We start from the raw sequence: 19,263 nt of genomic DNA, 5'->3' as shown, positions 1-19,263 counted from the left end.
TTTTAGGGGGCAAAGATGCAGCGCAGAAACAGGATTGGCTGGTGGCTTGGTGGGTTGTTTCTACCATTGGTTGCGCTGGCCTTTGCTACCACAACGCTGTTGTATCACCCCCAAACGCCGCTGCCAGCGGAGTGGAACCCGACCCGTCCGCTTGATCCAACAGCCCCGTCAACGCGGATAACTGAGTGGAAACTTGCGCGGGCGGTGGCTGATCCGCAATTGTGCACCGCAGCTTTAGGCCGGATTGCAATGCCGGTTGTCACACTGCCGCCGCAGGAAACCGACGATCAATGCCACATCAGAAATCGCGTGCAACTGTCCGAACTGGCAACAGCGCGCGTTGCCGCGCTTGAGACCCGCTGCGACATCGCCCTGCGGCTCGCTATGTGGGAACATCACGGGCTGCAACCGACAGCGCAAGCGTTGCTCGGCGCTGAAATTACCCGCATCCATCATTTTGGAAGCTACTCTTGCCGTACAATCGCAGGGTCTTCGCGGATGAGCCAGCACGCCACCGCCAATGCCTTAGATATTTCCGGTTTTGATCTGGCAAACGGGCAAAAGATCCGCTTGCGGAACGATTGGCAAGATACTGGTAACACGGCAGAATTTTTACGCTCTGCAAGGGACAGCGCTTGCCAGTGGTTCCGCATGGTGCTTAGCCCCGATTACAATGCAGCGCATTATGATCATTTCCATATGGATCAAGGACGCTGGTCAGGGTGTCGTTGACTACGCCAGCCCGCCCATATCGCAGATAATATCCCATTCCTCGGGACGCACGGGTTGCACGGACAGGCGGGAGTTTTTGACCAACACCATCTCGGCCAGACGCGGATCGGCCTTGACCATATCCAGCGTCACCGGCGTTTTGAAAGGTTTCACTGCCTTGATGTCCACACACTCCCAACGTGCATCATCCGTGGTGCTGTCGGGATGGGCCAGTGCGCAGACCTCAACGATCCCCACCACCGCTTTTTCCTTCAAAGAATGGTAGAAAAAACCAAGATCGCCCACTTCCATGTCGCGCATGAAGTTACGGGCCTGATAGTTGCGCACACCGTCCCATTCCTCGCCATCATCACCCTTGGCAACCTGTTCCTCCCAGCCCCAAGTGTTCGGCTCTGATTTGAACAGCCAGTAGTTCATGATGCACCTCCGCGTTTATCGGCTTTCCGGTTTCAGGGGGCGCGACATCAGCGTGCGCAGCACCTGTTCCAGTTCCTGTCGCCCATCCAACACATCCGCAACCGCTTGCGCAATCGGCATTTCGATAGTCTGACGTTCTGCCAGCCCCAGAACCGCCTGTGCAGTGGCGATGCCTTCAACGGTTTTGCCCGTGCCAAACGCCCCTTCGCGCCCCAGTTTTTCACCAAACGCAAAGTTGCGCGATTGCAGGGAAGTACAGCTAAGTGCCAGATCGCCAAAGCCCGACAGCCCCATCAAAGTATCTGTTTTCGCCCCCATAGCGCTTGCCAGCCGTGCCAGTTCTGCGAAACCTCGTGTCATAAGGGCGGCGCGTGCACTTTCGCCCAATCCGGCCCCGACCACCAAACCGCAGGCGATGGCATAGACGTTTTTCAACGCCCCGCCCAAGGCGACTCCGGTAGTGTCTTCGCTTAGATACAAACGCAACGACGCGGAGGAGAGAACCTCTTGCAACCACGTACCTGTTTGCGGATCGGCACAAGCCAAGGACAGTGCGGTTGGTTTGCCCTGTGTCAGCTCGCTCGCGAAGCCCGGACCAGAGAGCACAGCCATCTGCGCATCGGGGCGCAGTTCTGCCAGAATATCCTGTTGCAACAGGCCAGTGCCGGTTTCGATCCCTTTCGCACACAGCAGGATTGGCGCGGTTGTCGGCAGGGTAGCATTGGCCAGAAAGCCGCGAAGATGTTGCGCGGGCAGGACCATCAGCAAGATTTCAGACTCTTGCAGATCCGCAAGATCAGAAGTGACGTTCAGTCCCTCGGGCAGCGGTACATCGGGAAGATAGCGTTTGTTTTCGCCGGTTTGACGCATGGTCTTGATCTGGTCGGGATCGCGTCCCCACAGCACCACGTCATTGCCACCCGAGCGCGCAACGCTGGCAAGGGCCGTGCCAAAAGCTCCCGCCCCGATCACGCCAACCCGCGTCATGCCTTGGCCCCTTTCTTACCAGAGCCGAGCATCGGTGCAGCGGCCTTGTCGAGCGGCCAGCGCGGGCGGGCAGATAGGGTCAGATCATCGAATTCACCCCCTGCAAACCGTTCCAGTCCGGCCCATGCAATCATCGCACCATTGTCGGTGCAATATTTCAAAGGTGGTGCGAGAAACTGGAACCCTTCCTTTGCGGCGACATCCTGTAACGCCGCGCGGATCAGGCTGTTTGCAGCAACGCCGCCTGCCACGGCGAGAACCGGCGTTTCCAAAGGTTTGCCAAAAGCAATACAGGCACGGCGAGTCTTTTCGGCCAGCGTATCGGCCACCGCCTGCTGGAAGCTGGCGCATAGATCAGCACGGTCCTGCACTGTCAGCCCACCTTTTTCCGCGACCAATGTGTCACGCGCACGCCGCAGGGCGGTTTTCAGCCCTGAAAAGGACATATCCAGATCAGGACGGTCGAGCAGCGGGCGCGGGAACCGGAACCGTTTTGGATCTCCGTTCTTGGCTTCTTCTTCGATCAACGGTCCACCCGGATACCCAAGACCGAGAAGTTTGGCTGTTTTATCAAAGGCTTCACCCGGCGCGTCATCGATGGTGCCACCCATGCGGGTGAATTGGTCGGGCCCGAGAACGCCCAGAAACTGGCAATGCCCGCCAGAAACCAACAGCATCAGATAAGGATATTCCACACCATCCGTCATGCGCGGGGTCAGGGCGTGACCGGCCAGATGGTTCACCCCCACCAGCGGTTTGCCGGAGCCAATGGACAGCCCCTTCGCGCACATCACGCCGCTGATTACGCCGCCAATCAGACCCGGACCAGCCGTCACCGCGATGGCATCCACCTCGGCTAGGGCCAGCCCCGCCTGTTCAAGCGCTTGTTCAACACACAGGTCCAGCCGTTCGGCATGGGCGCGCGCGGCGATTTCGGGCACCACACCGCCAAAGGCGGCGTGCAGACCTTCCTGCCCCCAAACGATGGAGGACAGCACCTCGCCGCCGTTGCTGTCGCCATCCTTGCGGCGCACCACGGCGGCGGCAGTGTCGTCGCAACTGCTTTCCAGCCCCAATACTGTGATATTATGTGACATTGCCAATCTGCGCCCGTCATGATTTTCTCGCCCCGCAGGTAGCATTTGCGCCCCTTTTCAGCAATGGTCACATCACCCGATGACACATCCCACGCTCTTGATGATCCGGCCAGAGCCGCAATCCCGTGCCTTTACGGCCGCGTTCACGGCGCAAACAGACCGCGCAGTGCCGGTGATCTATAGCCCTGTGATCGGTATCACCCCGCGCAACGATGTGGATTTGCCCGATGACGCGACCCTGCTGTTATTCACGTCGGTTAACAGTGTAACTGTCTGGTCAAAGCATACAACAGATCGCAGTCCTAGCACCTTATGCGTGGGGGAAAACACGGCAGAAGCCGCCCGCGCGCAGGGTTTCAAGACGCAAAGTGCAGATGGCACCGGGGAAGATTTGCTCGCCTTGGTTCTGGCGCAGGCCACGCGGGAAGACCGTATTTATTACCTCTCGGGCAATCATGCAGCGCTTGATCTGGCGCAGGCTTTGCAGGCCAACGGGCTGAATGCGCGGCGGATTGTTCTCTACGATCAGTCGCCGGTGACCCTTTCAAAGGTGGCACTGACCGCTTTGAACGAGGAACCCGTAGTTGTGCCGATATTTTCCCCCAGAACAGCCCGTTATCTAGCGGAGCAAATTTCTGACGTACCACTTTTTAAGTGCCGTTTTCTGTGCATCAGCGAAAATGCAGCGGCCCCGTTGAAGGGGCTCCCAGCACCGACGGAGATCGCCAGCTACCCGACACGGGCCTCTATGATCTCGGCTTTGGATATGACATTGCGCAATTTCACAGCAAAAGACTGAAGATTATAGGCAATTTCAGCGCAGTTTACGCATTGGACTTGAGAGAATGGCACAGAGACCCTAGTTTTGTGGAAAGGATTCCTCCTAAAACCAGAACAGGGCTATCGGCACGTGGCAGATAAATCCAAGAAGAAACCGGAAATCGAAGACGCTGAAGTTGTGGGCGGCACGGACCCCAAGGCCAAAGCGGATAGCAAGGCGACAGACAAAAGCGCTGCCGGAAAGGGTGTGGCTGACAAGCCGACTGATAAAGTCGGTGACAGCACGTCTGTTGGTTCGGATGCGACAGCGGCCAAGGCCCAGTCGTTTCAGAAAAAATCTACCGACGACAAAAGCAACGGTTCGATCAGTGACGGGAAAACCGCGGACGGTAAGGCCGGCCCGAAACCTGTGGATGCCAAGTCAAAAGACGCCAAACCAGCAAGTGTTGCGGCTGGTGCCGTTGCCGGAACGGCTTCCAAAAAGTTTGAGCCGGCAAAGAAATCACAGGTCAAACCTGAATCTGACGCTGTGAAAAAAACCGACCCTGTGAAAAAACCAGATCCCGTTAAGAAACCTGATCCTGTGAAAACGCCCGATCCTGCCCCGACCACTCACACTTCAGAGCATGATGGCGAAGACGAAGATATTGGATCTTCCTTCGCGGCCAAAGTTCTGAGGGCGCTGGCATTGATCATTTTCGGGATCATCATCGCGCTTTGGGGGGCGCCCAAGGTGGCGCCGATGCTGCCAGCGGGGCTGTCCCCCGTAGCGGAGTTTCTGATGCCCGGACAGTCCGAGGCGAAATCCGAAGTTGCAGCACTGCGCTCCGATTTTGACGCACGTCTTGCGGAACTGGAAAATGCTCCGCAAGACGGCGTGAACCAAGACGCAATCGATGCTGCCATCGCGCAATATGCCCAAAGCCAGCAGGAAGAGATGGCCGCGATCAAGGACAGTCTGGCGGCCACCGACGGCGTTGATATTGAATCCCGTATGGCCTCTCTCGAATCCCGCATCGAAGGGGTTGAGGCTGAATTAACCGCTGTGGGTGAGCGTCTTTCGACACAGATTACCGAAAACGGTGCAACCTTGTCCGAAGAAGCTGCCTCAAAACTTTCTGGTTTTCAGGCGACATTGAAGGGCTTGAAAGCGCAAGTGGCTGATCTGGCTGCGAAGAATGGCGCGTTGAGCCAAAAGGTTGAAGAAGCGGCAACAGCAGCGGCGCGGCGCGTGGAAGAAGCGGAAAAAGAAGCTTCCAGCAAAGTGGCGTCAACGGCGACGAAAAAACTGCTGACCGATATTACCGTAGCGCTCGACAGTGGTGCGCCCTTTCGGTTGGCCCTTGATGGACTGGTCGAATTGACCGGTGCAGAGGTGCCCGAAGCGCTGGGCGCTGTCGCGGACACTGGCACTCCGTCGTGGACAACCCTGCGCAATCGTTTCTCCGATCGCGCCCATGCGGCACTACGCGCTGATACACAAGCGAATGCAGGGGATGGCGTGGCTGGCAAACTCGGAGCTTTCCTGAAAACTCAAGTTGGGACCCGCTCTATCGAGCGGCGCGACGGGGACAGCGCGGATGCGATTCTGTCCCGTGTGGAAGACGATCTGGTCAACCGCAGGCTTGCCGCCGCCCTGAGCGAGGCTAATTCATTGCCAGAGGCTGCAAAGGCGGCAATGTCACAGTGGATCGCCGACCTTTCCGCCCTGAACGCGGCGCAATCCGCGTTGACTGATTTGAATGCCTCTCTGGGCGCAACCTGATAGAAAGCGCGACGTATGCTGTGGTCCTTAATTCGAATTATCCTTTTTATCGCGCTGATTACGGCAGCGGCCTTTGCGTTCAGCTTCTTGATAGAGGCTGGTGGTCAGGTCCAGCTGTCCTTTAACGGGGCGGAATACACGTTTGAACCTCTTGTCGGGCTGATCGGTCTGGTGCTGTTGATCCTTGCGATCTGGATCGTGGTTAAGCTGTTGGCGCTGACTGTTGCGGTGTTTCATTTCTTTAATGGCGATGAAACCGCGATTTCCCGTTATTTCACCCGCCACCGCGAGCGTAAGGGATTTGAGGCGCTGGCGGACGGTATGGTCGCCCTTGCCGCCGGTGAAGGCCGCACGGCCAGTCAGAAAGCGGCTAAGGCAGAACGCTATCTTGATCGTCCGGAACTGACCCAACTGATCAATGCACAAGCCGCGGAGATGTCCGGCGACACGAAAAAGGCGCTGAAGCATTATAAAAACCTGCTGCAAAATGACCGGACCCGATTTGTCGGGGTGCAGGGCATCATGAAGCAAAAGCTGGCCGAAGGGGATACGGATACCGCGTTGAAACTGGCAGAGAAAGCTTTTGCCCTGCGGCCCAACCACGATGGTACGCTTGATACGCTGTTCACCTTGCAAACCGAAAAGCAGGAATGGAACGGCGCGCGTAAAACCATTGAAGCCAAGGTTAAGGCCCATAGTTTGCCTCGCGATGTTGGACGCCGCCGCGATGCGGTTCTGTCCCTTGCGGATGCGCGCCGCCTGCTGGATGACGGTGAAATCCCGTCCGGTAAAGAAGCTGCCTTGCAAGCCAACGCGCTCTCTCCTGATCTGGTGCCCGCAGCAGTACTGGCGGCAGAAATGCATGTGCTGGACGGAAACAAGAAGGCTGCGGCTAAGGTGATTAAAAAGGCGTGGGGCGCGACACCGCACCCTGATCTTGCCAGTGCCTTTGCTGAAATCGAACCAGAGGAAACGGCGTCTGCCCGTCTCAAGCGCTTTAACACTCTGCTGCGGGTTAATTCGGATCATGCGGAAACGCGAATGTTGCACGCGGAACTGCTGCTCGCGGATGAAGACTTTCCTGCCGCCCGCCGCGCGATAGGCGATCTGGCAGAAACACAACCGTCCGCGCGTTCCCTTTCGATCATGGCAGCGATTGCACGGGGCGAAGGGGCTGAAGAAAAAGTCGTGCGCGGCTGGTTGTCCAAGGCTTTGTCTGCCTCACGCGGGCCGCAGTGGATTTGTTCCTCTTGCAACAAGATCCACACGCAATGGGCGCCCAAATGTGACAACTGCGGCACTTTTGATGGGATGGACTGGAAGACACCGCCTGAAAGCGATGATCTGGGGTCTACGACCTCTATGCTTCCGATGATGGACGGCGCTTTAGAGGGGGTGGAACCTGTTCCCGATCCGACAAAAACGCCAGAACAGCGCGGTTAACTTTTTTGGCGTGGGTCGTCACCAGTGAATGACCCGCGCCTTCAATTTCAATAACTTGTGCGCTGCGATTAATTTCTCGGAGGCGCATGGCACAAGAGACCGGGATGACGTCATCCTTGGTGCCAAACATCGCCAGAACCGGCAATCCGCGATCCTGTAACCTGCGATGAACCTCGGTCTGGTCGATGTAGATGACATGCCGCAAGCTGCTCAGAACCGCTGCTCCGAAACCGGCGAAACGGGTCTCGCGGCACTGTTTTTCTATCATATCGTTATCAACACCCTCCACCCGTCCGGCGCGTCGACTACCACGGCGCAGGGTCCAGCCTCCGAACAGGAACATGGCGACATCCCCGATCACCGGCCAGCGGGTAATCCAGTTGGGTTCTGCCCCCGATAATCCGGCTGGCGCAAGCAGGATCAGGCGTTTGATCCGGTCTCGCCGCAAAGCCGCATAATGGGCGGCAATCGCACCGCCCATAGAGTATCCGAGCAGGTTATAACCCGCAGGAACGTCAAGTTTTTCAAGCAGTTCGTCGATTTCCCGCACGTAGAATGCCATAGTGTGGCTGGCGTAAGGGCGATCCGAATAACCGCGCCCGAAGTGATCGAATGTCAGCACGCGGTAGCCCGCGCCGGTCAAATCGGCCAGTTGATCCCGCCACACAAAACTTGGTGTGGTCAGACCGTGTACCTTCACCAGCACCGGACCGTCCTTTGGCCCGTGCCATTGATAGTGGATCAGCCCGCCGGTGATCTGCACAAACTCCCCCGGCGCCATTCGCCGGACGCGCCCTGACATGGGGCGGCGTAGAAACCACGCAACGGCGAGGAACAGCCCGAAAGCGATCACAAACGTGGCCGGAGAGAACAGGGTCATGTGCCGCAGAAAGTTTGCTGCACGATCTGATCCGGCGTCGGGGCGGACTCGTATTCTGCGTGATCCGGTTGCGGTTCATATGGGTTCGTCACCACAGAGACGAGGGTCTGGAACGGGGTGAAATTCCCTGCCAAGGCACTTTGAATGGCTTCTTCAACGCGATGGTTTCGTGGGATAAACACCGGATTGGCCGCTTCCATAGCAGGTAGCAGAACCGGATCATGCAACTTTCGCCATTTCCCAAGCCAAAGCTGCGCTTCCATCGGGTCCACAAACAGGGCGGTAAAGGCATCTTCAGGACCGCCCTTGGCGATGCGGGTTAGCGCGGTGAAGAACAGGGTAAAGTCACAACCCTGATCCGCCATCAACTTGAACATCTCCTGCATAAACGCCGGATCTACGGGAATACCGAGCTTTGCAGCGAACCCATTGTTTAGTGCGGTATTAAACTTGTCGGAAAACGGCCCTACCGCACCTTCAGCCAGCTTGATTGCAGTGTCCTGATCGGGATGCAGAACGGGCAGCAGAGCCTCGGCCAGTCGGGACAGGTTCCAGACACCGATATTGGGCTGGTTCACCCACGCGTAGCGACCGTTGCGGTCAATGGAGCTGAACACCGTGTTCGGGTGAAAGCTGTCCATAAAGGCACAAGGGCCATAGTCTATGGTTTCCCCCGCAACCTGCATGTTGTCGGTGTTCATCACACCATGAATAAACCCCAGACACATCCATTTCGCAATCAGTTCAGCTTGTCGTTCCGTGACCATCTCCAGCATCGCCAGAACAGGGTTTTCCGCCTCTTTTGCAGCGGGATAGTGTCTGTCGATGACGTAATCGGCCAGGGTCTGGATATTTTCTGTCTGTTCGCGGGCAAAGAAGTATTGAAAGGTCCCCACACGCACATGGCTTTGCGCGATACGGGTCAGAACAGCGCCGGGCAATCCGGTCTCGCGCTGTACCCTTTCGCCAGTCGCCACAGCGGCGAGCGCGCGGGTGGTTGGCACGCCCACGGCAGCCATAAATTCGCTTACGATATATTCCCGCAGCACAGGGCCAAGTGCGGCTTTGCCGTCGCCATTGCGCGAAAACGGGGTCGCGCCGGACCCTTTAAGCTGAATGTCGAGCCGTGTGCCATCTGGGGCGACGATCTCTCCCAGAAGATGTGCGCGACCATCGCCAAGTTGCGGTGACCAGCCGCCGAACTGGTGTCCCGCATAGGCCATCGCCAGCGGTTCGGACCCTTCGGCCACCGCAGCCCCTGACAGCATCGCCAGCCCTTCTTCAGACGACAGCCAATCTGCGTCCAGCCCGATCTTTTCGGCCAGTGCCGTGTTCAGTTTGATCAGGGCCGGCTCGGGGGCCTGATCAGGGTCTACACGGGCAAAGAAACCATCGGGCAGTCGGGCATAGCTGTTGTCAAAGGCGGGTCCGGTCATGCTGTGTTCCACTCCCTCAGGATGTATTTTGCGGTCATGAGATCCAGATGGGCACCGCCACCGTTCTTGAACAGGGTGATCTCGTCATCGTGACTGCGTTTGGCTGTGCCTGCCACCAATTCGTGGAAATCGCCAAGGATGTCATCTTTGCTGATAACCCCATCGGCCAGCGGGATTTTCAACTCTCCGATATGGTCCAGCGTCGTGGCGCGGCTGTCTACAAAGATGCTGCTGCGGGTCAGGGCTGTGTCGTCGACCTCTCGCATGTCGGGGCGGTAAGCGCCGATCAGGTCAATATGCTGGCCTGCGTGCAGCCAGTCACCGTGCAGGATCGGATCGCTGGACATGGTGGCACAAGACACGATGTCGGCTTGTGCGACTGCTTCCTTTAGGTGCTCTACCGGCTTGATATCATGCGTCTTTGACAGCTCCTGTGCCATCTCCACCGCTTTGGAGGCAGTGCGGTTCCAGACCATGAAAGACGCCTGCGGGAAAGCTGTGGAATAGGCGCTAACCAGATTGCGCCCGACTGTTCCCGCCCCGACGATCAGAATCGTTTTACTGTCAGGCCGTGCCAGCAATTTTGCCCCCAGCAGGCTGTCTCCGGCGGTTTTCCATTTGGTCACGAGGTGAAAGTCGATCACGGCTTCCAGCGTGCCAAATTCATCGTCAAACACCATAACGCCGCCCTGCACCATCGGCTTGCCTTTGGCCACATTGCCCGGAACGATGGTGGCGGATTTCACGGCAACGCCCAGCCCGTCGATCCATGCGGCACGGCTGAGAAGCGTATCGTCACCGCGGTAAGCAAACCCGTCTGCAATGCTCGCCGTTGGCAATTTGTGACCCTCGGCCAGCGCATCGGTCAAACCATCCCAGCTGAGCCGGCTGTCCATTTCTTCAAATTCAATAAAAGGGATTTTCATACAGATATTCCTTCAAAATCAGTTGGTTTGGCGATTGCGTCAGGTTGCGCCGCCCCCCGTTTCACGCAGGGCAAAGCGCAACTCCCGTTCCAACACATCCAGAAAACGAGAGCGATCCGCCTTGGAAAACGGCTTGCCGCCGCCCTGCCGGAACGGATCGGCAGCGCGCAGATCGGCCATCAAATCCCGCGTGGCCAGACGGTTGCCGATATTGCCCTTGGTGAACAACTCACCGTTATGCTGGATCACGCGGGCGTTCGCTTCAAGACACTTTGCCGCCAGCGGAATGTCTCCTGTGACCACCACATCACCCGGGCCGCAGCGATCTGCGATCCACATATCCGCCACATCAGGTCCGGCATCCACCACCACGGTTTCCACCAACGGATGGGGGTTCGGGCGAATGCCGCCGTTGGACACCACAAAGACCTTCACCTTGTGGCGATCGGCCACGCGCAGGGTCTCTTCCTTGACCGGACAGGCATCGGCGTCGATGAAGATGCAGGTCACTTGGACTCCTTCGTCTTGGCCTTTGATTTGGTTTTCTTCTTTTGCGGTGTCACCTTGTACTGCTCGGGGATGGGCATCCGGTTAAATGCGTCAAGTCCGGCAATTTTATAGGCTTCGGCAAGGGTGGGATAGTTGAAGGTGTTTTCGATAAAGTAATCCACCGTGCCCTTCAGATTCAGAACGGCCTGTGCAATGTGGATCAGTTCGGTTGCACCTTCGCCCATGATTTGCACGCCCAGAAGGCGGCGGGTTTTCAGCGAAACCAGCATTTTCAACATGCCGTTTTCGATCCCCATGATATGCCCGCGCGAGGTTTCAGAGAACCGTGCCAGCCCGATTTCATAAGGAATACCGCGTTCCTGTACTTCCTCCTCGGACATGCCGCAGGTGGACATTTCAGGCACGGAATAGATGCCATAAGGAAACCAAGGCGATTGGGGCAGGGTCGGTGTGTCGAGCGCATGGCAAGCCGCTACGCGACCCTGCTGCAATGAAGTAGAGGCGAGCGAGGGGAAGCCGATAACATCGCCGGCAGCATAGATATGGGGCACCTCGGACTGATAGGTCTCGCGGTTCACGGTGATACGGCCACGGTGGTCTGTTTCCAGACCGACTGCATCCAGATTGAGGGCTTCTGTTGCGCCCATCCGCCCCGCTGCAAACAGCAGCATTTCGGCGCGGACATGGCGGCCGTTTTCCATAGAGATTTCGACGAAATCGCCCTTTTGCTCCACCAGTTCCACTTTGGAACCAAGACGCAGGTCGATGCCCATCTCGCGGATTTGCTGGGTAAACTCCGCGATTAAGGTGCTGTCGATGAAGTCCAGAAAACTGTCGCGGGGTTCAACCAAAGTCACCTGCACGTCGAGCGAACAGAGGATCGTAGCGTATTCAACGCCGATCACCCCTGCGCCGATAACGATCAGGCTGCGCGGGATGGTGGGCAGTTCCAGAATTTCATCGCTGTCAAAGATCGTAGTGCCGTTAAAGGGGATGTAATCAGGCCTGAAAGGCTTCGTTCCGGTACAGATTACAAAGCTGTCAGACGAGATTTCAGTGGTTTCCCCGTCTTGGCTTTTGACTTCGATCACATTTTCAGAAACAAACCGCGCCTCGCCCTCCATCGTTTCAACACGGTTACGGGTAAACTGGTGCTCCAGCACATCAACTTCGTAATCCAGTGTCTTGTGAAGACGGGCCTGAAGGTCCGCAGACTGGATTCCATCCCGCGCGCGGTAGGACCGGCCATAAAAGCTGCGCTCGCGCCAGCCTGACAGGTTCAGCGCGGTTTCCCGAAGGGTCTTGGACGGGATGGTGCCGGTGTGAACAGACACGCCGCCCACACGATCGTTCCGTTCCACCACCAGTACCTTCCTATGCAGTTTCGCCGCCTGGATCGCGGCGGATTTTCCGGCAGGTCCACTGCCAATAACAACCAGATCGTAGCGGCTCATGTATTATACTCCGTAAAGGGCGTCTGCGTGGAAGGCGACGTGGTCTTCCATAAAGGTCGAGACAAAGAAATAACTGTGGTCATAACCGGCCTGCATCCGGAAGGTTCCGGATTGGCGCCGTGCAGCCATCGCTTCGGACAGGGCTTCGGGCTTTAGCAGGTCAAGGAAGTTATCCGCGCCGCCCTGATCAATCAGAACGTGGGACGGGTGGCCGGTTTCACGCATCATCAGGGTTGCGTCATGGGCGGCCCATGCGGCCTCGTCATCGCCAAGATAGGCGGACAGCTGTTTGCGCCCCCAATCTGATGCGGTCGGGTTTGCGATTGGCGCGAAAGCCGAGACCGAGGTGTATTGGTCAGGCCGCGCCATAGCGAGCGTCAGCGCACCATGCCCGCCCATAGAGTGACCGGTGATGCCTTGCGCTTCTTCCAGCAGGGGAAATTCCTTGAACAACAGCGCGGGCAGCTCTTCTGCGATGTAGTCAAACATCTTGTAATGAGGCGCCCAAGGGTCTTGGGTCGCGTTCACATAGAACCCCGCCCCTTTGCCAAGATCATAGGCATCGTCATCTGCCACATCATCGCCCCGTGGGGAAGTATCAGGAAACACCAGCGCAATTCCGTTTTCCGCAGCCCAGCGTTGCGCGCCTGCTTTGGTCATTGCGTTTTCATGGGTGCAGGTCAGGCCGGACAGATACCACAGCACCGGAACCTCTTGCAGTTTGGCCTGTGGCGGCACGAACAGCCCGAATGTCATGTCACCTTTGCAGCTTTCAGAGCGGTGCGAATAGACCCCCTGAACCCCGTCAAAGCACTTGTTTTCCGATAGCATTTCCATTGTGGGCCTCCGTTATTTTTCATCAGGCCTAGCCGAGAATCCGGCCCGCCTCAACAGATCAATCGTCTTGAGGGTGGTTTCGTGCTATGCTCGGCCTATTGATCCCAAGTCCATAAGCAAAAGGAAGCCAGCCGATGGTTAATATTCCCGAGACTGTGAAGACCGTGATTGAAGATCAGAAAGGCAAGCGTGCCATTTCAAAGAAGTTGGACAACCTGCCGGAAGATACGTCCGCAAAGAAGCTACCGCCCGCCATTGCAAAGTCTATGAAAGAGTCCTTCAAGGGCGATTTCAAGAAGATCATGTTGCACACAGGGGGCAACATCAAAAATGTTGGGAAGTCCATCAAAGCCAAGGTGTTTACGGTGGATAACAACATGTACTTCGTCAAAGCAGGTGATGCCAAAAATGCAGGTCTGATTGCCCATGAACTGACCCATGTGGTGCAGCAAAACGGCGGCATCCTGCCCAAAACCACCAAAGGTAAGGCGCTGGTCTCTAAGTAGGTCCGGTCCCGATCACCCAGCTAAGCACAAACGACAGGGTCGTCACGCTGGCAACTGTGGACATCAGGATGGTCGAGGATACCCGCGCGGGTGCAACGCCGTAGTGTTGCGCCAGAATGTAGATATTGCCTGCCGTTGGCATAGCGGCGGTGGCGATCATGATGCCTGCTGCGAACGGGTCTACATTAAACACCCAAAGCGCGAAAAACGCGACAGCCGCGGGTTGGATCACCAGCGTCCCGAAGCTGAGCCAGATAGCAATGGCTGGCCGCTCCGCCGTTTGGCCAACCAGTGACGCACCGATTGCGAACAGCGCACAGGGGGTGGCAGCCGATCCAAGTATCCGCAGGAAATCATCGGCAGGGCGGGGCACGGGAAGTTCTAGCGCGGACCAGATCAGGCCCAAGGACATGGACATAACCATCGGGTTTTTCAGCAAGCCAACCCCGATCCGGCGCAGCGCTCCGAGGGACACAGACCCTTCACGGGACGCAGTAATGACGATCACCACGAGAGAGCCAAAGACGATCAGATCAATCGCCAGAACAAACAGAACCGGCGCCGCCGCCACATCGCCGAGCAACGCGACCAGCATGGGCAAAGCCAGAAAACCGGCGTTTCCGATCACCGCGCATTGTGCTTCAATCGCGGCAATTGCCCACCCGGTGCCGCGCATCAGAGCGACAATTGTGAACAGGGCGTAGACCGCAAAACACCCCGCGAGATAGGCGAGTCCAAATTGTAGATCGAAAATCTCGTTAATCGGAAGAGAGCTGGAGAACCGAAGCAACATGGCGCTAAGCGCGAAGTAGAAGACGAATTTGGTCAGATAGGCCGTGGCCTCTGGCCCGAAAAAGCGCGTAGCAGCGGCGAGATACCCGATCGCGATTAGCGCGAAAAACGGTAGGGTTTGCAGGAATATCTCAAGCATTTCAAATTCTTATAATACGGTCATAATCTGGGACAAAGGTTTTTTGTGTTTCGCGACTTCCGGAACTGTTGCCGTGTCACTTGGATGGCCAGCAGCGATAATCATTGTAGCCTTTTCTGAAGACGGTCTGCCGCACATGTCATTCAGAAACTTCATCGGATTGGGCGTGTGGGTCAGGCTGACCAAACCTGCGTGGTGCAGGGCGGCCAGTAGAAATCCGGTCGCAATACCAACGCTTTCCGGCACGTAGTAATTTTTAAACTTCTCCCCGTCCTCGCGCAGGCCGTAGCGTTCGGCAAAGACCACAATCAGCCAAGGGGCGTCGGTCAAGTGGGGTTTGTGTTTGTCGGTGCCGATGGGCTCCAGTGCTGCCAGCCACTCCGCACCGGCCCCGCCATCATAAAAGGTGTCTTCTTCGGATTCCGCAGCAGCGCGGATGCGGGCCTTGCGGTCGGGGTTACGGATCGCCACGAAATGCCAGGGCTGGTGGTTCGCCCCGCTTGGCGCGGTTCCTGCAGCAGCGATGCAGTCTTCAATCACCCCTTGATCCACATCCCGATCCGAAAAATCCCGCACGGTATGCCGCTTGCGCATGAAGTTCATGAACGAAAGCGCGTGAAAGCGTGTTTCTTCGTCCGTATAATCAAAACGGTCAGGCAGGGGGATCGGGGTGTATTTCGGGGGATGTGTCACTTCTGTTTGACCTTTTCCTGAACAAAAACCACATTGCCCTGCTTTGTAACTTTGAATTTGCTAATTTCCTCTATCAGCTCCAGCAGCCGTTTCTTGCCAAATGAACGAGGATCAAAGTCAGGATAGCGCTTGTTCAACTCTTGTACGACCTGACTAAGGTGGACCTCTCCGTTACCGTCATTTACCGCACGAAGCGCGGTGCGGATGCGGTTGTAGGCAAAGTTGAGATCTGCCTTCTCTACAGCCGGACCTGTCTTGGCGTCTTCTGCTTTGGGCAGCAGGTTTTCGATATAGATGAACCGCTTACAAGCCATTCTAAAGGCCTCAGGTGTCTTGCGTTCCCCGATGCCATAGACGTGCACACCCTCTTCGCGGATGCGATGGGCCAAACGGGTGTAATCCCCGTCTGACGACACGATGAAAAAACCATCGTAAAGCCCCGAATGCAACTGGTCGATCGCATCAATCACCAGCGCAATATCGCTGGCGTTCTTGCCGGTTGTGGTGCTTGGCACGTGTTGGGCCACGATACCGAATTGCACCTGATTGTCCGACCAGCGGTTCATCCGAGAGCTTGAAAAATCCCCGTAAATGCGGCGCAGGCTGATTTCACCGAAACTGGCGATTTCTTCCAGTATCACCTCGGCATAGGCCGCACTTACGTTGTCGCCGTCAATAAAGACGGCGAGTCTGGGGATGTTTGCGTCGATCAAAACTCAACCACTGCCCTGATGGATTTACCCTCGTGCATCAGGTCGAAGCCGTGGTTGATCTCGTCCAGTGTCAGCTTGTGAGTGATCATCGGGTCGATCTCAATCTTGCCGTCCATGTACCAGTCCACAATTTTCGGCACATCTGTACGCCCTGACGCACCGCCAAAGGCCGTGCCGCGCCAGCTGCGCCCAGTGACAAGCTGGAACGGACGGGTGGAGATTTCCGCACCCGCAGGGGCCACGCCGATGATGATGCTCTCGCCCCAGCCTTTATGTGCTGCTTCCAAAGCGGTGCGCATCACATTCACATTGCCAGTGGCATCAAACGTGTAATCCGCGCCGCCCTTGGTCAGTTCAACCAGATGGGCGACCAGATCGCCTTCAACTTCGGATGGGTTCACGAAATCGGTCATACCAAAACGCTCGGCCATTTCCCGTTTGCCGTCGTTCAGATCAACCCCGACAATCTGATCCGCCCCGGCAAGGCGCAGGCCTTGGATCACGTTCAGACCAATGCCGCCCAGACCGAATACAATCCCGCGAGAGCCGATTTCAACCTTGGCCGTGTTGATCACGGCACCGATGCCGGTGGTCACACCGCAACCGATGTAGCAAATTTTATCAAATGGCGCATCCTTGCGCACTTTGGCCAGCGCGATTTCCGGCACAACCGTGTGATTGGCGAAGGTGGAGCAGCCCATATAGTGGTGGATCGGCGTGCCATCCAGCATCGAAAAACGGGTGGAGCCGTCCGGCAGTAGACCCTGACCTTGGGTGGCACGCACCTTCTGGCAAAGGTTTGTTTTCGGGTTCAGACAGTATTCACATTCACGACATTCCGGCGTGTAGAGCGGGATCACATGATCCCCCACTTCCAGACTGGTGACGCCTTCGCCTACTTCTACCACAACGCCGGCCCCTTCATGACCGAGGATTGCGGGGAAGATGCCTTCGGGGTCATCGCCGGAGCGGGTGAATTCATCCGTGTGGCATAATCCGGTCGCCTTGATCTCGACCAGCACCTCGCCAGCCTTTGGGCCTTCAAGGTTTACTTCCATGATTTCAAGCGGTTTTCCTGCTTCTACAGCAACGGCGGCGCGGGTTCTCATTCACTCTCTCCGTATCAGAACTTTCGTGCCACCCTGCAAAATCTGGGGCTGTTTGACAATTCAATTCCCCGAGGCGCTAGGAGTTTCTTAACCAATATTGGGCAAGTTTCGGGAATGTATCGCTGTTTTTTCCTGACAGTCATTGTCCTTATGACCCACGCTCTGCCCCTTTTGGCGGAGCCTTTTCGTCTGTTCAACCGCAGCTATGGCCCTTCGGTTGAGGTTTATGGTTCTTTCAATACACCGCCCGATCTGGCGGATATTTATCAGAATAACGCGAAGTTCGAGTTGTATATTAAACCCTCTGTAACGCTCTTTAGACTCTCGAAAAATACCGCTCTCGTGGCCTATGCGACCCTTGTTCTGCTAAAGGACAGCGATGGATTCGCGTATAATAACAAATTCACTTTTGCCTTGGGCAGCGAAATCCAGATCAGACCAAGTGACGCTGTAAAGCTATCGTTCGGCGGAAAGTGGAAGCTGGAACGAGAGTTCTCTACCGGCGTGTTGCGTGGCGGGTTTGTCTGGACGATCGGCGGTTCGCTTTACAAAACATGGCGCCCTCGCTGGCTGCCACGTGAGGACGAAAGCGAACTGGTGCTAAGTGGTTGGGCCAACTTTCGCCATCCTGGCTCCCTTCACCTGAGCGAGCGGACAAACGGCCAGTTTCAGGCGTTTGTGAAGCTGGCGGCAGCGATTCCCTATCGCACAACAGGCTTGGAAGTTGTGCCGTTCGTGTCCGTTCTGGCGAAGGCAGACCAAAAGGGCAGGGATTTTAATAACAGGTTTGAACCGGCGATCGGGGTGGAATTGAAGATACCGGTTATGGGGGACGGCACTGTCGAGATCGGAACGAAAACCGCCTATCAACATCGTTTTGCCACCCGAACAAGTTCCAGCGGTGCATCGGTTTACGTCAAATGGTACAAACGGTTTTAAGTCGGTGATCCCTGTGCAGGCAGCTGCGCGGACTGATTTATCTGTTGTAACTTCCCAGCTGTGACCTATTTTTAGCAATTAGACACTTCGTCCAACAGATTTTGAGGTTTTTCATGGGGCTTGCTCGGCTGATTCCGGCAATTTCGGCACTGTTCTTTTGTATGGCGCCGGCGGCAGCGCAGGTGAATGTTCCCGTTGAAAACGACAATCTGCAACTGCCTGTGGATCAGGTCGAAGACAGCACCAACCGCACAAATGTGCTGGGCGCTTATGTGTCCGAACGGGGTGTCCTGGATTTGCGGAATGTGCAGGCGGATGATTTCTCTGAACTGGCTGGCTTGGATGATGTGCGCGATCTTCTGCTGGACGGATCGTCCATCACAGACCTGACACCGCTGGCAACAATGCGCGGGGTGGAGATGATCAGCATGTCCGGCACACAAGTGAGCGATCTGTCGCCTCTGACCGCGCTGAAATCCCTGCGGCATCTTTATATGAACGGCTCGGCGGTTACGGATCTGTCGCCGCTGGGGAAAATGACGTGGATCGAAGATATCGGTGCTGACGATACGCTGGTCGAAGACCTTTCGCCTCTCAAGCGATTGACCAACCTGCGCCGGTTGAGCGTTCGCGGCACGCTTGTTTCTGATCTGACGCCGTTGCGCAACCACAAGAAATTAACATGGCTCAATCTGGCGGACTGTCTGGTGACGGATATTTCCGTTCTGCGCGGATTTGAGGTGATGCACGAACTTTCCCTTGGCGGCACGATGATTGAGGATATTTCCCCCTTATCAGACCTGTTTCTGATAAAAATTCTCAAACTGGACGGTACATTTGTGCGTGATATCAGCCCGCTAAGAAAATTGGACCTGCTGGTGGAGTTGAACCTTGGTCTGACTGCGGTTGAGGATATTTCGCCCCTCTCGAAGCTGGAAAACCTCCGGTTCCTCGATCTGAGCGCCACTGCCGTTCAGGATGTTACGCCGCTTGTCGGGCTAAAGAAGCTGCGAGAGGTGCGCTTGCAGGGCTCTGCCGTTAACGACTTCGCCCCATTGCAAGAGCGGGAAACCCGTGGTCTGAAGATTGGTCGCTAACGGGCATAGAC

At 56.5% G+C, this 19,263-nt stretch carries 20 protein-coding genes; 7 read left to right on the top strand and 13 right to left on the bottom strand.

The genetic code is table 11. The features are described 5' to 3' along the window. The first annotated feature begins 15 nt into the window (after positions 1–15). A complete protein-coding gene (locus tag IEX10_RS09375) occupies positions 16–732 on the top strand; it encodes an extensin-like domain-containing protein (RefSeq protein ID WP_188673798.1) in 717 nt (238 codons plus the stop codon). Here IEX10_RS09375 and IEX10_RS09370 read toward each other — a convergent pair whose 3' ends face one another. The 3 genes from IEX10_RS09370 to tsaD are packed head-to-tail and all read right to left on the bottom strand — an operon-like array spanning position 733 to position 3,233. Then, positions 733–1,149: an EVE domain-containing protein gene (locus IEX10_RS09370; protein ID WP_188673796.1), complete on the bottom strand. Its 417-nt coding sequence runs from the start codon at positions 1,147–1,149 to the stop codon at positions 733–735. Positions 1,150–1,164: 15 nt separating this feature from the next. Next, positions 1,165–2,136 (bottom strand): NAD(P)H-dependent glycerol-3-phosphate dehydrogenase, encoded by a 972-nt coding sequence (locus tag IEX10_RS09365; RefSeq protein ID WP_188673793.1) that lies wholly within the window; start codon positions 2,134–2,136, stop codon positions 1,165–1,167. Continuing rightward, the gene (tsaD, locus tag IEX10_RS09360; RefSeq protein ID WP_188673790.1) at positions 2,133–3,233 is read right to left on the bottom strand and encodes a tRNA (adenosine(37)-N6)-threonylcarbamoyltransferase complex transferase subunit TsaD; all 1,101 of its coding nucleotides are present in this window, start codon (positions 3,231–3,233) and stop codon (positions 2,133–2,135) included. The genes IEX10_RS09365 and tsaD overlap by 4 nt, the downstream gene beginning before the upstream one ends. A 79-nt stretch (positions 3,234–3,312) precedes the next feature. Between tsaD and IEX10_RS09355 the strand changes: the two genes are divergently transcribed. The 3 genes from IEX10_RS09355 (at position 3,313) to IEX10_RS09345 (ending at position 7,221) form a co-directional block, all read left to right on the top strand. Then, a complete protein-coding gene (locus IEX10_RS09355; protein ID WP_188673787.1) occupies positions 3,313–4,032 on the top strand; it encodes a uroporphyrinogen-III synthase in 720 nt (239 codons plus the stop codon). 111 nt (positions 4,033–4,143) lie between these two features. Beyond that, a complete protein-coding gene (locus tag IEX10_RS09350; protein ID WP_188673784.1) occupies positions 4,144–5,778 on the top strand; it encodes a COG4223 family protein in 1,635 nt (544 codons plus the stop codon). A gap of 15 nt (positions 5,779–5,793) precedes the next feature. Beyond that, positions 5,794–7,221 carry a heme biosynthesis protein HemY gene (locus IEX10_RS09345; RefSeq protein ID WP_188673780.1) on the top strand — a complete coding sequence of 476 codons (1,428 nt, stop codon included), beginning with the start codon at positions 5,794–5,796 and terminating at the stop codon, positions 7,219–7,221. Here IEX10_RS09345 and IEX10_RS09340 read toward each other — a convergent pair. The 6 genes from IEX10_RS09340 to fghA are packed head-to-tail and all read right to left on the bottom strand — an operon-like array spanning position 7,139 to position 13,264. Next, positions 7,139–8,101, bottom strand: a complete 963-nt coding sequence (locus IEX10_RS09340; RefSeq protein ID WP_188673778.1) for an alpha/beta fold hydrolase — start codon at positions 8,099–8,101, stop codon at positions 7,139–7,141. The genes IEX10_RS09345 and IEX10_RS09340 overlap by 83 nt on opposite strands. Beyond that, positions 8,098–9,537, bottom strand: coding sequence for a protein adenylyltransferase SelO (locus tag IEX10_RS09335; protein WP_188673776.1), 1,440 nt, complete (start codon positions 9,535–9,537; stop codon positions 8,098–8,100). Before IEX10_RS09335 ends, IEX10_RS09340 begins: the two co-directional genes overlap by 4 nt. Further along, on the bottom strand, positions 9,534–10,463 hold the full coding sequence (locus tag IEX10_RS09330) for an ornithine cyclodeaminase family protein (protein ID WP_188673773.1): 930 nt from the start codon (positions 10,461–10,463) through the stop codon (positions 9,534–9,536). Before IEX10_RS09330 ends, IEX10_RS09335 begins: the two co-directional genes overlap by 4 nt. Positions 10,464–10,502: 39 nt before the next feature. Next, positions 10,503–10,973 carry a YaiI/YqxD family protein gene (locus IEX10_RS09325; protein WP_188673770.1) on the bottom strand — a complete coding sequence of 157 codons (471 nt, stop codon included), beginning with the start codon at positions 10,971–10,973 and terminating at the stop codon, positions 10,503–10,505. After that, positions 10,970–12,427, bottom strand: a complete 1,458-nt coding sequence (gene sthA, locus IEX10_RS09320; RefSeq protein WP_188673768.1) for a Si-specific NAD(P)(+) transhydrogenase — start codon at positions 12,425–12,427, stop codon at positions 10,970–10,972. The genes IEX10_RS09325 and sthA overlap by 4 nt, the downstream gene beginning before the upstream one ends. Before the next feature lie 3 nt (positions 12,428–12,430). Continuing rightward, entirely contained in the window at positions 12,431–13,264 is an 834-nt protein-coding gene (gene fghA, locus IEX10_RS09315) for an S-formylglutathione hydrolase (protein WP_188673764.1), read from the bottom strand. 134 nt (positions 13,265–13,398) lie between these two features. Between fghA and IEX10_RS09310 the strand changes: the two genes are divergently transcribed. Continuing rightward, a complete protein-coding gene (locus tag IEX10_RS09310; protein WP_188673761.1) occupies positions 13,399–13,770 on the top strand; it encodes an eCIS core domain-containing protein in 372 nt (123 codons plus the stop codon). On the opposite strand, the gene IEX10_RS09305 is transcribed toward IEX10_RS09310, so the two are convergent. From IEX10_RS09305 to IEX10_RS09290, 4 genes are read right to left on the bottom strand one after another with little or no spacing between them, the layout of a single operon-like run. After that, positions 13,763–14,701 (bottom strand): AEC family transporter, encoded by a 939-nt coding sequence (locus tag IEX10_RS09305; RefSeq protein ID WP_188673758.1) that lies wholly within the window; start codon positions 14,699–14,701, stop codon positions 13,763–13,765. The two genes, IEX10_RS09310 and IEX10_RS09305, sit on opposite strands and share 8 nt — an antisense overlap. Before the next feature lie 9 nt (positions 14,702–14,710). Continuing rightward, the gene (locus IEX10_RS09300) at positions 14,711–15,394 is read right to left on the bottom strand and encodes a nitroreductase family protein (RefSeq protein ID WP_229678491.1); all 684 of its coding nucleotides are present in this window, start codon (positions 15,392–15,394) and stop codon (positions 14,711–14,713) included. Continuing rightward, positions 15,391–16,107 (bottom strand): NYN domain-containing protein, encoded by a 717-nt coding sequence (locus IEX10_RS09295; RefSeq protein ID WP_308420693.1) that lies wholly within the window; start codon positions 16,105–16,107, stop codon positions 15,391–15,393. The genes IEX10_RS09300 and IEX10_RS09295 overlap by 4 nt, the downstream gene beginning before the upstream one ends. Continuing rightward, entirely contained in the window at positions 16,104–17,216 is a 1,113-nt protein-coding gene (locus IEX10_RS09290) for an S-(hydroxymethyl)glutathione dehydrogenase/class III alcohol dehydrogenase (protein WP_188673755.1), read from the bottom strand. The genes IEX10_RS09295 and IEX10_RS09290 overlap by 4 nt, the downstream gene beginning before the upstream one ends. 114 nt (positions 17,217–17,330) lie before the next feature. Here IEX10_RS09290 and IEX10_RS09285 point away from each other — a divergent pair, with 114 nt between their 5' ends. Together IEX10_RS09285 and IEX10_RS09280 are read left to right on the top strand one after the other, a co-directional pair. Next, entirely contained in the window at positions 17,331–18,155 is an 825-nt protein-coding gene (locus IEX10_RS09285; protein ID WP_188673752.1) for a hypothetical protein, read from the top strand. 113 nt (positions 18,156–18,268) lie between these two features. Beyond that, positions 18,269–19,252 (top strand): leucine-rich repeat domain-containing protein, encoded by a 984-nt coding sequence (locus tag IEX10_RS09280; protein WP_188673750.1) that lies wholly within the window; start codon positions 18,269–18,271, stop codon positions 19,250–19,252. Positions 19,253–19,263: the final 11 nt, after the last annotated feature.

It is taken from the genome of Neptunicoccus cionae (assembly GCF_014643735.1).
Classification (GTDB): Bacteria; Pseudomonadota; Alphaproteobacteria; order Rhodobacterales; family Rhodobacteraceae; genus Amylibacter; species Amylibacter cionae.
This window is presented reverse-complemented; position numbering and strand designations above follow the sequence as displayed.